The sequence below is a fragment of the Paenarthrobacter sp. NPDC090522 genome (assembly GCF_044769225.1).
Taxonomy (GTDB): domain Bacteria; phylum Actinomycetota; class Actinomycetes; order Actinomycetales; family Micrococcaceae; genus Arthrobacter.
The window spans coordinates 68,535-81,716 of sequence record NZ_JBIVXL010000002.1; the positions used below are offsets into that span (position 1 = coordinate 68,535).

Genomic DNA, 13,182 nt, shown 5'->3' on the forward strand with positions numbered 1-13,182 from the left:
GCGTCCCACAAAACAGGCGACTCGATGAGAGAGCGTCCCACAAAACAGGCGACTCGATGAGAGAGCGTCCCACAAAACAGGCGACTCGATGAGAGAGGGTCCCACAAAACAGGCGACTCGATGAGAGAGGGTGGACGACGACGGTCCCCGCCTTGTCACTCAAGGCGGGGACCGTCGTCGTGCTTTGGACCGTCGTACTTTTTGGGGATCTAGACCAGGCGGGTCAGCCAGCCGTGGCGGTCCTCGACCGTTCCGGTCTGGATTCCCAGGAGCTGCTCGCGGATGGCCATGGTGGTGTCGCCTGCTTTGGCGTCCTCGGAGCCGATGAATTCCGTGGCGTCCTTCAGCACGCCGATCGGCGTGATCACGGCAGCGGTACCGCACGCGAAGACCTCGGTGATGTCGCCCGAAGCAACGCCGTCACGCCACTCGTCCAGGGTGATCTTGCGCTCGGATACCTCGCGGCCCATGTCCTTGGCCACCTGGATCACGGAGGACCGGGTGACGCCTTCCAGAATGGTTCCGCTCAGGGCCGGCGTGGCCAGCGAGCCGTCCTTGAACACGAAGAAGACGTTCATGCCGCCGAGTTCTTCCACGGCATCGTCGTTGAAGTGGTCCAGGAAGAGTACCTGCTTGCAGCCGTTGGCCTCTGCTTCCTGCTGCGCGATCAGCGAGGCGGCATAGTTGCCACCGCACTTGGCCGCACCGGTGCCACCGCGGCCGGCCCGGGCGTACTCGCGGGAGATCCAGATGGACACCGGCTTGAGTTCCCCGCCGAAGTAGTTCCCGGCCGGCGAGGCGATGACGCGGAAGGACACTTCACGGGCGGCACGGACACCCAGGAAAGCCTCGGTGGCGATCATGAACGGACGCAAGTACAGGGCTTCACCGTCACCGGAGGGAACCCATTCCTTGTCGGCCTGTACCAGTTCGCGGATGGCGCCCAGGAAGTATTCCTCCGGCAGTTCCGGAAGGGCCAGGCGACGGGCGGACTTGTTGAGCCGGGCAGCATTGGCTTCCGGGCGGAACGTCCAGACGGAACCGTCAGCGTGGCGGTATGCCTTGAGGCCCTCGAAAATTTCCTGGCCATAGTGCAGCACCGCGGCCGAGGGGTCGAGCGTAATGGGACCATACGGCTCTACGCGGGCATTCTGCCATCCGCCCTTGCCTTCGGCGTCGACCTTGTAATCGACGACGGCGGTGTGGTCGGTGAAGTAGTCGCCAAATCCCGGGTTCGCCAGGACGGCTGCACGCTCCTCAACAGACTTCGGGTTGGCCGAAAGCTGCTGGCTGAATTCGACGCCATGGGCAGTCTGAGTCATGTTTCCTCCACAGTCAGCTACCTGGCAGTGCGAACCACGGCCCCTGGAAGAGGAGATGGTTCAGCGATGGACCAAGGAAGCAGGTAAATAATTCAAGACAAGCTTACGCCTGAGTAATGGGCCTAAAGTGCGGCCGCAATGGCGTCGCCGATCGCAGCGGTGCTGCGCGGTTCGCCGGTGCGGCTTTCGACGTCGGCAACAACTGCCGCTTCGATCTTGCGGGCCGCCGAGGTGTAGCCAAGGTGGTCCAGCAACAGCACTGCAGACAGGATCGCAGCAGTGGGGTCCGCCTTCTGCTGGCCTGCGATGTCCGGGGCGGAGCCATGGACTGGTTCGAACATGGACGGTGCGGTGCGGTCCATGTTGATGTTTCCTGATGCCGCGAGCCCGATACCGCCGGTGACGGCAGCTGCGAGGTCGGTCAGGATGTCACCGAAGAGGTTGTCGGTGACAATGACGTCGAAGCGCGCCGGCTCGGTGACCAGGAAGATCGTGGCGGCATCGATGTGCAGGTAGTCGTGGGTGACCTCGGGGAATTCCGTGGCCACGGCCTCGACGGTGCGCTTCCAGAGGTGGCCCGCGAAGACCAGGACGTTGTGCTTGTGCACCAAGGTGACATGCTTGCGCGGACGCTCGCTGGCGCGGCGGAAGGCATCGCGGACAACGCGCTCCACGCCATGGGCAGTATTGAGTGAAACTTCGGTGGCTACCTCGTGCGGGGTTCCGCCGCGGAGAGTGCCGCCGTTGCCAACGTAGGGGCCTTCGGTTCCTTCGCGCACCACGATGAAGTCGATGTTGCCGGGATTGGCCAGCGGGCTGCCGACGGTTCCGTAGAGGCGGGAGGGGCGAAGGTTGACGTAGTGGTCCAGGCTGAAACGCAGCTTGAGGAGCATCTCGCGTTCGATGATGCCCGAGGGGATCCGGGTGTCACCCGGGGCTGCGCCAACGGCGCCGAAAAGGATGGCATCGCGCGTCTTCAGGTCCGCCAAGACCTCGTCCGGAAGGGTCTCGCCGGTCTCGAGCCAGTGCTGGGCACCCAGCTTGTAGTGGGTCTGCTCCAGGGTGACGCCTTCTGCGGCTACAGCCTTCTCCAGGACCTTGACGGCTTCGGCGATGACCTCTGGGCCAATGCCGTCGCCGGGGATGACAGCGAGATTGATGGACGATGCGCTCATACGTCCATCTAGCCGGAGAATCCACATGCTGGTCAAAATCGTCTCACTTGTTGAACATTCCACCGAAAGCTCCGACCACGGCATGATGTGAACACCCGCCACGGCCCCATAGAGTCGTAGCGTGGACAGAAGGCACGCAATTTACGAATGGTTCCGGATAAACCGGTTCAAGGTTGACCTGACGGCAACCGTCATCCTCCTTCTGCTCTTCGGCCCGGTCTACCTGCTGGCCGGACGGCCCTTCCTCTTCGTCCTGTCCTGCGGCCTCCTGTTGCCCCTCGCCTGGCGACGGACCCGCCCTGTGCCGGCTGCCGCCGTCGTGGTTTTGGTGTGCTTGGTCCAATGGGCGGCTGGTGCCGAACCGGTGGCCGGCCAGATCGCCGTGCCACTCATCATCTACGCCACCGCCGCGTACGGACCGGTGTGGGCAAGCCGCACGGTGCTGCTCCTGGGCATACTGGGCGGTGTGATGCTCACTACACGCGAGTACGCCGGTTCTGCCGAGTCCGGAATCCTGGGCCTCACCATCGGCGCCTTGTACACGGTCCTCATCTGGATGCTGGTACTGGTCAGCTGGACCCTCGGTGACCTGACCAGGGTCCGTCGCCTCCAACTCCAGGCCCTCGAAGACCGAACCCGGCGGCTGGAAATCGAACAGCAACAGGAACGCCAACTCGCCGCGGCGGACGAACGGTCACACATAGCGCGCGAGATGCACGACATCGTGGCACACTCGCTCTCGGTCATCATCACCCAGGCCGATGGTGCCCGGTACGCAGCGGCGGCCAAACCGGAACTTGCCACCGAGGCACTGGCTACCATCGCGGCAACCGGCCGCGACTCCCTCAGCGAAATGAGGAGGCTTCTCGGCGTCCTGCGAAACGACGACGACTCCCCCACCCGTCCGCAGCCACGGCTGGCCGACCTGGACGAACTCCTCCTGGGCTTCAGGGCCGCCACCCTGCAGGTCGCCTTCGAAGAGCAAGGCGTCCCCCGGCGGGCCATGCCGGCGGGAGCGGAACTCACGGCGTACCGCACCATCCAGGAAGCCCTCACCAACGTCATCAAGCACGGCGGCCCCACCGCGAAGGCGAGTGTCACCCTGGCCTGGCAAGGCCGCGGCCTTCAGGTGGACGTGGTGGACGATGGGCGCGGCGCAGCCGCCGATCCTCCGGCAGCAGGCGGCGGAAACGGCCTGCGCGGCATGGGCGAACGGATTGCGCTCTACGATGGTTCCTTGTCCGCAGGCCCCGAACAGGGCGGCGGATTCCGCGTATCTGCATTCATCCCCTATTCGGAGGCCTGACCATGTCCGAACCCACCGTGCCCATCCGGGTGGCCCTCGTCGACGACCAGCACCTGGTCCGCTCGGGCTTTGGCATGCTCATCAACTCCCAGCCGGACCTTGAAGTGGTGGCTGAAGCCGGCAATGGCATCGAGGCCATCCAGGCGCTCAGCGCCACTGCTGCCGACGTCGTCCTCATGGATGTCCGCATGCCCGGAATGGACGGCATCGAAGCTACACGCCGCATCCTGGAACAGGCTGCCACGCAGCCCAACGGCTCACAGCGGGCTGACGTGAAGATCGTGGTCCTGACCACCTTCGACCTGGACGAATACGCCTTGGCCGCGATCCGCGCCGGCGCCAGCGGGTTCCTGCTGAAGGACGCACCCCCCGAAGAACTCCTGGAGGCAATCCGGACGGTGTACCGCGGTGACGCCGTGATCGCGCCTTCCACTACCCGCCGTTTGCTGGACCACGTTGCTCCGTTGCTGCGGACGCAGACTCCGGAACAGAGCGGGCACGCGGCCGCAGTGGAGACCCTGACGGCCCGCGAGCGCGAAGTGTTCCTGCTGATCGCCCAGGGCCAGTCCAATCCGGAGATCGCTGCAGGACTCTTCCTTTCCGAGGCAACGGTCAAGACACATGTGGGGCACATCCTGGCCAAGCTCGGCGCCCGGGACCGCGTGCAGATCGTGGTCATCGCCTACGAGACCGGTGTGGTGGCCCCCGGCACGTAGCAGGGATGAGTTCCGTGCTCCCCGGCCTCCGACCACGGTATGAGCGGGCACCTCGGACAGTGGGCCCTAGGCCTGATCCGGGAACCAGCCGCGGGAAATAGCGTGAAAGCATGACAACTTTCACGTCCGCACCGCACCCGTCGTTTCCAGACCAACCCTCCGGCGCCGAGCCCGCGCGTCCCGCCGTCGAGGCCCGTTCACTGACCAAGAGCTACGGTCGCGGCGATACCCGGGTGATGGCCCTGGACAACGTCTCGGTGCGTTTCGAGGCCGGCAAGTTCACTGCGATCATGGGACCGTCCGGTTCGGGCAAGTCCACCCTGATGCACTGCCTGGCCGGATTGGACACTGCTGACAGTGGCCGCATCCTCCTTGGCGGCACTGAACTGACGGGACTCAGTGACAAGGAACTGACCGCACTGCGGAGGGAACGCATTGGCTTCGTCTTCCAGGCGTTCAATCTGGTGCCCACGCTGACGGCCGAACAGAACATCACCTTGCCGCTTGCGCTGGCCGGAACAACGGCCGACGCCGGGTGGCTGGATACCGTGGTCACCACCCTGGGGCTGAAGGACAGGCTGAAGCACCGCCCCCATGAGTTGTCCGGCGGCCAACAGCAAAGGGTTGCGGTGGCACGGGCGCTGCTGACGCGCCCCGACGTCGTCTTCGGCGACGAACCCACCGGCAACCTCGATTCCAAAGCCGGTGGTGAAGTGCTGGCGCTCCTGCGCCGGAGCAGCCAGGAAATGGGCCAGAGCATCATCATGGTGACGCACGATCCCGTCGCCGCGAGCTACGCCGACCGCGTGGTCCTGATGAGCGACGGCGGCTTGGTGGGCGAAATCCACCAGCCCACCCCGGACTCGGTGCTGACCGCCCTTGGAAAGCTGGGGGCGTAGGCATGCTGCGCGTTGCCATATCCCAATTGACGACTCATTACCGCAGGTTCGTGGCCATTGGCCTGGCCGTGATGCTGTCCGTCATGTTCCTGGCCGCCACGCTCATGGTGGGCGCGAGCACCAACGCATCGCTCGGGGCCAGCATCGGCGAGGCTTACCGCCACGCAGACCTGGTGGCTACGTCCAAGAACGGTGAGCCGTTCAGCCAGGCGGCCGTGGAGGCTGCGGCTTCCTCCCCCGCAGTGCAGGACAGTTACGCGGAGCGATCAAGCTACGTGACGTTCGAGGCCGGTGGCGGGGAACAGTTCGGGCGGCTTCGAAATGCGGCACCGACTTCCCTGGAGGGGGCCGTGATTTCGTCCGGATCCATGCCGTCCAAGCCCTTCGACGTAGTGATTGATGTCAAGACCGCCCAGCACCTGGGCCTCGCCCCGGGCAGCACCTTGGAACTGCATGGCAGTGGTCCAGTCAAGAACGCCAAGGTGACCGTTACTGGCCTGGTGCAGTCCACGAACGATCCCTTCTCCGCTTCCGCGGCACAACTGATTGCCGGGCCTTCGGTGCTGAACGCCGTCCAGGACAGTGGCGCCGGTTTCAGCGGCCTGCAGTTCACCCTCAAACCGGGCGAAGATGTGTCCGCGGCGAAGGACTACATCACGCACCGCATGGAGGCCGCCGGTGCTGATGGGCCGGTGTTACAGACCGCCCAGGAAAAGGTCACGGCCACGGTGGCGATGCTCAGCGCGGGCCAGGACCAGCTGACCATTGTCCTGCTGGCCTTCGCGGGGGTCGCGATTTTGGTGTCCACCTTGGTGGTGGCGAATACTTTCTCGGTGCTGGTGGCTCAGCGCACCCGGGAGTTGGCGTTGCTGCGATGCCTCGGTGCCGGACGCGCACAAATCCGGGGCTCCGTCATGGTGGAGGCGCTGGTGGTCGGTTTTGCCTTCTCGGTTCTGGGCGTGGCTGCGGCCGTCGGTTTGATGTCCGGGCTGGTCGCTTGGGCCAGGACGCAACCTGAGCAGTCCTTCGCCACGTTGGCCGTCCCGCCGTCGGCCGTCATTGCGGGGCTGCTGGCCGGAACCCTGCTGACAGTCATGGCCGCGCTGGTGCCCGCGAAGGCGGCAACCGCCGTCGCGCCTCTTGCCGCCCTTCGCCCCGCAGACGACGCCACCGTCCGCAACCGGCGCGGCAAGGTACGCCTTGTCCTTGGTGTGGTGGCTGTGCTCGGAGGGGCTGCCGTGCTGGTCTTCGGCAGCGTGAAGGTCTCCCTCCCGGTGGCACTGCTGGGTGGCGCCGTGTCCTTCGTGGGCATCCTGCTCTGTGCCACGCTCTTCATCCCGACGGTTGTGGCTTGGGCAGGCCGTTTGGCTGCCCCGGCGGGAGTCCCCGGCAAGCTCGCCGCGGTCAACGCAACGCGCAACCCGGCCCGGACATCGGCGACCGCCGCTGCCCTGCTGATTGGCGTCACCTTGGTTTCCCTCATGATGACCGGCGCCGCCACGTCACGTCAGGCCTTCAACAGCACGTTGGCGAAAACCTATCCCGTGGACCTGGCCGCTCCAACTGCTGTGTCGGGCCCCGGTAACATCGACCCCGTGCAGGCAGTCAAGCGGATCGCGTCCCTGGAGGGGGTGCGCGCAGCCGTCCTCCTCCCGGCGGTGGGCCAGCTCGCCGACGCATCTACGCCCGACGGCGGCACCACCCTCTACGCCATCAGCGGCGCGGATGCTTCCGCCGTGCTTCGGGACGACAAGCTGCGTCCTGCTCCTGGGACGGTGTACCTGCCTGAGGATTCGCGCGAAGGCCCGGCGAACATCACGACGGCGGCCGGTCCGGTAACGCTCGACGCCAAGGTGCTGAAGACCCGCCATGTCCCGGCCTTCGTGGCAAGCGGCAGCATCACTTCCGGATCGTTGCCGGACACACCCGGCATGGTCTGGGTGAAGGTGGACGATGCCGTGTCCGGTGATCGCGTGCAGGCCCTGCAAAAGGAAATCGCGGCTGCCTTGGGAGTCCCTGAGCGGACGGTCAGCGGCGCGGCGATCGAGCGGGCTACGTTCAACAGCATCATCGATGTCCTGCTGCTGGTGGTCACGGGGCTGCTCGGCATCGCGGTAGTGATTGCCTTGATCGGCGTGGCCAACACCCTGTCCCTCTCCGTCCTGGAACGAACCCGCGAGAATTCGCTGCTCCGGGCGCTCGGCCTGACCAAGGGGCAGCTCCGTGGAATGCTCGCCATCGAAGCAGTCCTTGTGGCCGGCGTGGCAGCTGTCCTCGGCGCCGGCTTGGGCTGTGTGTATGGCTGGCTGGGGGCACAAGCCACCCTTGGCGGCATGGCGGACGTGGTTCCGACGGTGCCGTGGCTCCAACTCGCGGCAGTGTTCGGAGTGGCAGTCATCGCAGGCCTGTTGGCCTCGGTGGTTCCTGCCCGCCGCGCTGCGCGGTTGTCGCCGGTTGAGGGCCTCGCCACCGCCTGACGCTCTCTCACCCAACAACCCTTAAAGCCAAACGCTCTCTCACTTCCGCCGGCCGGACCGGCTGGAAGTGAGAGAGCGTTGGCGTTTTTGGGCGGTTTGGTGAGAGAGGGTCCGTCAGGCCTCGGCGGGTTCCTCGTAGCGCGGGAAGACCGGGGCGGGAGCCGGAAGCTCCGTGCCGGCAACGATCGGCGTGGCGATGGCAGCGAACTGGCGCGCCTCGCCTTCCGGCTGGCCAAGTACCCCAAGAAGCTTGGCGGACGACGACGGCATGACCGGTTGGGCGAGGATCGCCACGATCCGGACAACTTCCAAGGTGACGTACAGGACCGTGTTCATGCGCTCCAGGTCCGTCTTACGCAGCACCCACGGCGCCTGCTCGGCAAAGTAGGCGTTGGTATCGCCCAGCACCGTCCAGATTGCCTCGAGTGCACGGCTGAATTCCTGCTTCTCGAAGGCGCCACGGGCAGTTTCGAGCAGCGCGCCCGCCTTGGCAAGGAGTGCCTGGTCCTCGGCCGTGAATTCGCCGGGAACAGGGACCTTGCCTTCGCAGTTCTTGGCCACCATGGACAGCGAACGCTGGGCCAGGTTGCCGAAGTTGTTGGCGAGGTCCGAGTTCATGCGGCCCACGATTGCCTCATGGTTGTAGCTGCCATCGGCGCCGAACGGGACTTCGCGAAGGAAGAAGAAACGGCACTGGTCCAGCCCGTATTGCGTCACGAAGTCCTGCGGTGCCACCACGTTGCCAAGCGACTTGGACATCTTGACGCCATTGTTGGTCAGGAAGCCGTGGATCATGACGCGCTTGGGCAACTCAAGCCCGGCACTCATGAGGAACGCGGGCCAGTAGATGGCATGGAAACGGGAGATGTCCTTGCCGATCACGTGGACATCCGCCGGCCAGAACTTCTTGAAGGATTCGGAGTCCACGTCCGGGTAGCCTGCACCGGTCAGGTAGTTGGTGAGTGCATCCACCCAGACATACATGACATGCTTCTCGTCGCCCGGAACCGGAACGCCCCAGTCGAACGTGGTGCGGCTGATGGACAAGTCCTCAAGACCACGCTTGACGAAGCTGATGACCTCATTGAATCGCGACTGCGGTGCCCCGAACTCGGGCTGTTCCTCGTACAACGCCAGAAGCTTTTCCTGGTAGGCGGACAGCCGGAAGAAGTAGCTCTCCTCCGCCGTCCACGTCACCAGGGTGTCGGTTTCCTTGGAGTAGCGCAGGCCGTCTTCCTTCACGACGGTGTCGTCCTCGACGTAATACGCTTCGTCGCGGACGGAGTACCAGCCCTCGTACTTGGAGAGGTAGATATCGCCGTTGGCTTCCATCTTCTTCCAGATGGCCTGCGACGCCTCATAGTGGTCCGGGTCCGTGGTCCGGATGAAGCGGTCGTGGGAGATGCCCAGGTCCTTGCTCATCTGCTTGAAGGCAGCGGAGTTCCGGTCGGCCAGTTCCTTGGCGGTGAGGCCTTCCTTCTCGGCGGATTGCTGCATCTTGAGCCCGTGCTCATCGGTGCCGGTCATGAAGAACACCTCATGGCCGTCGAGGCGCTTGAAGCGCGCCATGGCATCAGTGGCGATGACCTCGTAGGCATGTCCGATGTGCGGCACGCCGTTGGGGTAGCTGATGGCCGTGGTGATGTAGAACGGGGATTTCTCTGCAGACGTCACTCTAAGAAGTTACCTTTATTTTCGGTGTTGAGAAGCTAGTTAAGCTCGGTCAGCGTATCGCTGAGCCGGACCAGTTCATGGTCGTGTGACGCCACGAGTACCGCGATGCCGTCGCTGGTGGTGTCCTTGAGGATACCGATGATGCGGTTGGCGGCGGCGCGGTCCAGGCTTGCCGTGGGCTCGTCCACCACCAGGACGCGGGTGCCGAGGATCAGCGCACGGGCAATGGCCACGCGCTGGCGCTCACCGCCGGAGAGCTGGGCCGGGCGGTGGCGCATGCGGCGACCCAGGCCCACCAGGTCCAGGAGGTCCTTGGCCATCTCGGTGCGCTGCTCTACTTCGCCGTCCGGAACGGCGGGCAGCAGGACGTTCTCCAGCGCGCTCATGCCGTCGATCAGGGCACCGCCCTGGTCCACATAGCCGATGAGTGCCCGACGGCGGTCGGCGATTTCGTCGTCGCCCATCGCTTCCAGGGACGTGCCTTCCCAAAAGACCTTGCCCGACGTCGGGAGCGTCAGTCCGGCGCTCACGGTCAGGATGCTGGTCTTGCCGGAGCCGCTTCGGCCGGCGATGCAGTGCATCTCACCGGCGTGCAGCGTGAGGTTGAAGTCATCGACGACATCCACTTCCTCGGCCCCGCCCTTGTCGCCACCGTAGTGGATGGTGACACGGCTCAGCTCCAGTGGAGTGGCGTGGTCGGCGGCCTTCACGATCGTGTTGGCGCGGGTCTGCAGCGACTCGTCCGTGGATTCCGGGGTCGCCGTCAGCTCGGGGTTGGGAGTCTCAGTCATTTGACTACTTTCGTTGCAATCGGAATCCAGCAAATTACGGCCAGCAGACCGGCCAGCCCGGCCCACAGAGCCGCGTAGGGAGCAAGGAGCAGACCCAGTCCCAGGGCGCCAAGGACGCCAAGGGGAAGGGCCACGGTGCCCACGAGGGCGTTTTCGAAGAAGCGGACCTGGCCCAGCATGTCCGGGTTCCAGCCCATGGCACGCAGGGTACCGAGGTACTCACGCTTGGCGTGGAGCTCGAACCGGCCGGTGACCAAGGTCAGCAGCAGGCCCACGAGCACACCGAACACGGCCAGGATCACACTGGGCAGGGCCACGCTCGCTGCCGCCAGGCCGCTGAGTGCGCTGGCGCCGGCGGCGCGGGGAATATCGATCAGCAAGGCGATCAGCGCACCCACGGCGGCACCGAAGACGCCCACGGCCACGGCCAGCGAGATCGAGTTGAACCGGTTGGTGGTCAGCTGCCTGTTGGCGAACGTCAGCGGCGAATCCACGGTGACGAGGCGTTCGTCGTGCTGGGGTTCCTGGTCCACTACAACGCGGTGGCGCAGTTGCTGGGCGGCGAGGAACGCAGCGCCCGCATAGATGATCAACATGGTGATCGAGACGATGACGGTGGCGAGGTTCCAGCTGAGCAGGCTCAGGATGATGCCGGCCGCAGCCAAGGCAGCCGCGCCCACGGCGAATTCCTCAAGGACCCAGGACCGGATGCGTTTCTGCGTCCAGCCCATGGCCCGGAGGATGCCGGCTTCGCTCCGGCGCTGCCGGATGTAGCTGACCGTCGATGCGCCCGTGAGAAGCGTGGCGCCGAGCAGAGTCAGGAAGAGGAGGGTGACGTTGGTACCCGTCAGGGAGCCGGACACGGCGTCTGCTGCATCCTGGCGGACCCACGACTGCTGGACGGTGCCCAGCGCCGATTCCTTGCCGGAGTCGTCCTTGCTGTAGCCGGGGACGAAGATGTTGGCGTCTTCACGCGCCGAGCCTGCAACCACGGTGGCTTCGAGTCCGAGCTCACGGATCTGGGCAGCGAGCTTCTCAACCTCCGGCTGCGCCTGCTTCCAGTTGCCCGTTGCATTGGCACGGACGCGGATGGCGTCGATGACGTTGGCGTTGGAGTCGTAGCCGCGGGCTGCGGCCAGGCCGTAGTAGTCCGTGATGGCACCGGCGGACTGGCTCACCAGGCCCGTGGCGCTCAGGGAAGGCTTCAGCTGCGTGCTGTCCACATCCTTGCCCTGGGCATCCTTGCTCAGGGTCATGGGCGCGGGATCGTAGCCGCCGAGCGGAAGCTTGTTGACATCGCCCGCCGCTGCCTGGACGTCCGCGGGGTTGAAGGTTCCGTACACCATGGGCATCGGGGTAGCCGGCTTCTTGCCCGTGGCGAGGTCTTCCCGGTAGGAGCGTTCGTCAACGGGCTTGCGCTGGGTCTGGTCCACGGCGGCCCCGAACGACGACTTCTCGGGCAGGCGGTTGACCGTGACCCAGTCCCCCGGCGTCGCTGACTTGTCCGAGGCACCGTTGGCGGCCTGGTCGCCGTCCTTGTACTTCGGCGCGGCGGCGAAAGCCGTACTCCAGGTAGCCGGATCGTAAAGGCCCTGGCCGAAGGAGGCCGTGCTGCCCAGCAGCTGGCTGTGGTCGGTGGAGCCGGGCCATTCCAGGGCGAAGGGTGCCTTGGAAACGAACGGCAGGTAGTCCTTGTCCAGGGAGCGGGAAACCGTACCGACGTCCTTGACTACCTTGCCGGACGAATCGATTTCCTCGATCTTGACCGAGTACTGCAGGTCCAGGGACGTACCGGAGCGGACAATCAGCGGGATGGCCTGGGAATCGTCCGTCAGGAGACCGTCGCGCTTTGCCTGCTGGTACTGCGTCATGAGCGGAGCCCAGTACTTGAGCTTCACGCCGAGGAAGTCAGGGCCTTCCTCCAGCTGCTGCATGCTCAGGCCCGTGGTGAACAGGCTTTCGAAGTGCCGGCCGATCGCCCCGGCGTTGCGGGCATCCGCCGGCGGAGCCTTCTCCAGCGGCGCCAGGAAATCGCCCGCGGAGCCCAGGAGGGCCCGCTCCGAAGCGGGGTCAACCGCGACGACGGACTCGGTCACCTCAGGTGCCAACGGGAGGGCCACGGAGAGGTTGAAGAGGTTGTGCTCCGAACCAAGGGCCGGGGCCGGGAACTTGATGCCTGTTTCGCCGTCGGGTCCGGAGATCCGGACGTTGGAGCCGCCTGCGGCCTGTTCCTGCACCAGGCGGCCCTTGCCCAGGGTGCCCTCGGCGCTGGTCTTGAACAACGTCTGTTGGTTGACGCCGTCGGAGCTCGTGGCCGTGGCCGTCAAGCGGTACTTCTTGGGGGTGTCCGACAACACCGACTCAGCGGCAGGCCATTTGCTGGAATCCATGGCGGACGGATCGCCTGCCGTCACGGCTCCGGCGAGCCCGGCGTTGTAGCCGAGGTAGTCCATGGCATTCAGGCGCGGCGCTTCAAGGTTCTGCGACACACGGGACACCAGGCTGATCGGGGCAGCCACGGACGTTTGGCCCATGGCACGGATCTTGTCCAGCTGGTCGAAGCTGATACCGCCCTGGCCGTTGGCGATTTCCGGCTGGATCAGCGCACCACCCTCGCCGTCCTTGGCCTGGTCAGGCTTCGCCTGGACCAGGATGTCGTACAGACCGCGCGAGTTCTCGTCCACGGTCCGGTTCAGGGCCGCCTGCGACTGGCTCTGGACGAGGACGGACAAGCACATCGCGACGATCAAAATGGCCGCGGTCAGCAGCAGCACACGGCTTCTGATGAACCTTTGGACGGCGTTCATTGGGCTCCCTGAGAC

Annotated in this window: 9 protein-coding genes; 4 read left to right on the plus strand and 5 right to left on the minus strand. The window is 65.2% G+C overall.

Going from position 1 to position 13,182, the window contains the following annotated elements; all coding sequences use genetic code 11:
- Positions 1-209: 209 nt before the first annotated feature.
- Positions 210-1,322: a branched-chain amino acid aminotransferase gene (locus ACIQT2_RS02420; protein WP_402943246.1), complete on the minus strand. Its 1,113-nt coding sequence runs from the start codon at positions 1,320-1,322 to the stop codon at positions 210-212.
- A 122-nt stretch (positions 1,323-1,444) separates the two neighbouring features.
- Entirely contained in the window at positions 1,445-2,497 is a 1,053-nt protein-coding gene (locus ACIQT2_RS02425) for a 3-isopropylmalate dehydrogenase (protein ID WP_402943249.1), read from the minus strand.
- Between the two features lie 121 nt (positions 2,498-2,618).
- On the opposite strand from ACIQT2_RS02425, the gene ACIQT2_RS02430 reads away from it, so the two are divergent.
- The 4 genes from ACIQT2_RS02430 to ACIQT2_RS02445 all read left to right on the plus strand — a co-directional run bounded on the left by ACIQT2_RS02430 (position 2,619) and on the right by ACIQT2_RS02445 (position 7,895).
- Positions 2,619-3,803, plus strand: coding sequence for a sensor histidine kinase (locus ACIQT2_RS02430; RefSeq protein WP_402943251.1), 1,185 nt, complete (start codon positions 2,619-2,621; stop codon positions 3,801-3,803).
- A 2-nt stretch (positions 3,804-3,805) separates the two neighbouring features.
- Positions 3,806-4,519, plus strand: a complete 714-nt coding sequence (locus tag ACIQT2_RS02435) for a response regulator (protein WP_402943254.1) — start codon at positions 3,806-3,808, stop codon at positions 4,517-4,519.
- A gap of 110 nt (positions 4,520-4,629) precedes the next feature.
- Positions 4,630-5,418, plus strand: coding sequence for an ABC transporter ATP-binding protein (locus ACIQT2_RS02440; RefSeq protein ID WP_402943256.1), 789 nt, complete (start codon positions 4,630-4,632; stop codon positions 5,416-5,418).
- A 26-nt stretch (positions 5,419-5,444) separates the two neighbouring features.
- Entirely contained in the window at positions 5,445-7,895 is a 2,451-nt protein-coding gene (locus ACIQT2_RS02445) for an ABC transporter permease (RefSeq protein WP_402943259.1), read from the plus strand.
- 114 nt (positions 7,896-8,009) lie between these two features.
- Here the strand turns inward: ACIQT2_RS02445 and metG are convergent, their stop codons facing one another.
- Genes metG through ACIQT2_RS02460 form a run of 3 tightly spaced genes read right to left on the minus strand, consistent with a single transcriptional unit; the run spans position 8,010 to position 13,167 of the window.
- Positions 8,010-9,569 (minus strand): methionine--tRNA ligase, encoded by a 1,560-nt coding sequence (gene metG, locus ACIQT2_RS02450; protein WP_402943262.1) that lies wholly within the window; start codon positions 9,567-9,569, stop codon positions 8,010-8,012.
- A gap of 35 nt (positions 9,570-9,604) precedes the next feature.
- Positions 9,605-10,360, minus strand: coding sequence for an ABC transporter ATP-binding protein (locus ACIQT2_RS02455; RefSeq protein WP_397322510.1), 756 nt, complete (start codon positions 10,358-10,360; stop codon positions 9,605-9,607).
- Complete coding sequence (locus tag ACIQT2_RS02460; protein ID WP_400330394.1) at positions 10,357-13,167, minus strand: FtsX-like permease family protein; 2,811 nt, start codon at positions 13,165-13,167, stop codon at positions 10,357-10,359. Before ACIQT2_RS02460 ends, ACIQT2_RS02455 begins: the two co-directional genes overlap by 4 nt.
- Positions 13,168-13,182: the final 15 nt, after the last annotated feature.

What these genes read in the sequence shown, in the direction of transcription:
- ACIQT2_RS02420 (WP_402943246.1), bottom strand. Translation starts at nt 1,322, where the DNA reads ATGACTCAGACTGCCCATGGCGTCGAATTCAGCCAGCAGCTTTCGGCC.
- ACIQT2_RS02425 (WP_402943249.1), bottom strand. Translation starts at nt 2,497, where the DNA reads ATGAGCGCATCGTCCATCAATCTCGCTGTCATCCCCGGCGACGGCATT.
- ACIQT2_RS02435 (WP_402943254.1), top strand. Translation starts at nt 3,806, where the DNA reads ATGTCCGAACCCACCGTGCCCATCCGGGTGGCCCTCGTCGACGACCAG.
- ACIQT2_RS02440 (WP_402943256.1), top strand. Translation starts at nt 4,630, where the DNA reads ATGACAACTTTCACGTCCGCACCGCACCCGTCGTTTCCAGACCAACCC.
- ACIQT2_RS02455 (WP_397322510.1), bottom strand. Translation starts at nt 10,360, where the DNA reads ATGACTGAGACTCCCAACCCCGAGCTGACGGCGACCCCGGAATCCACG.
- ACIQT2_RS02460 (WP_400330394.1), bottom strand. Translation starts at nt 13,167, where the DNA reads ATGAACGCCGTCCAAAGGTTCATCAGAAGCCGTGTGCTGCTGCTGACC.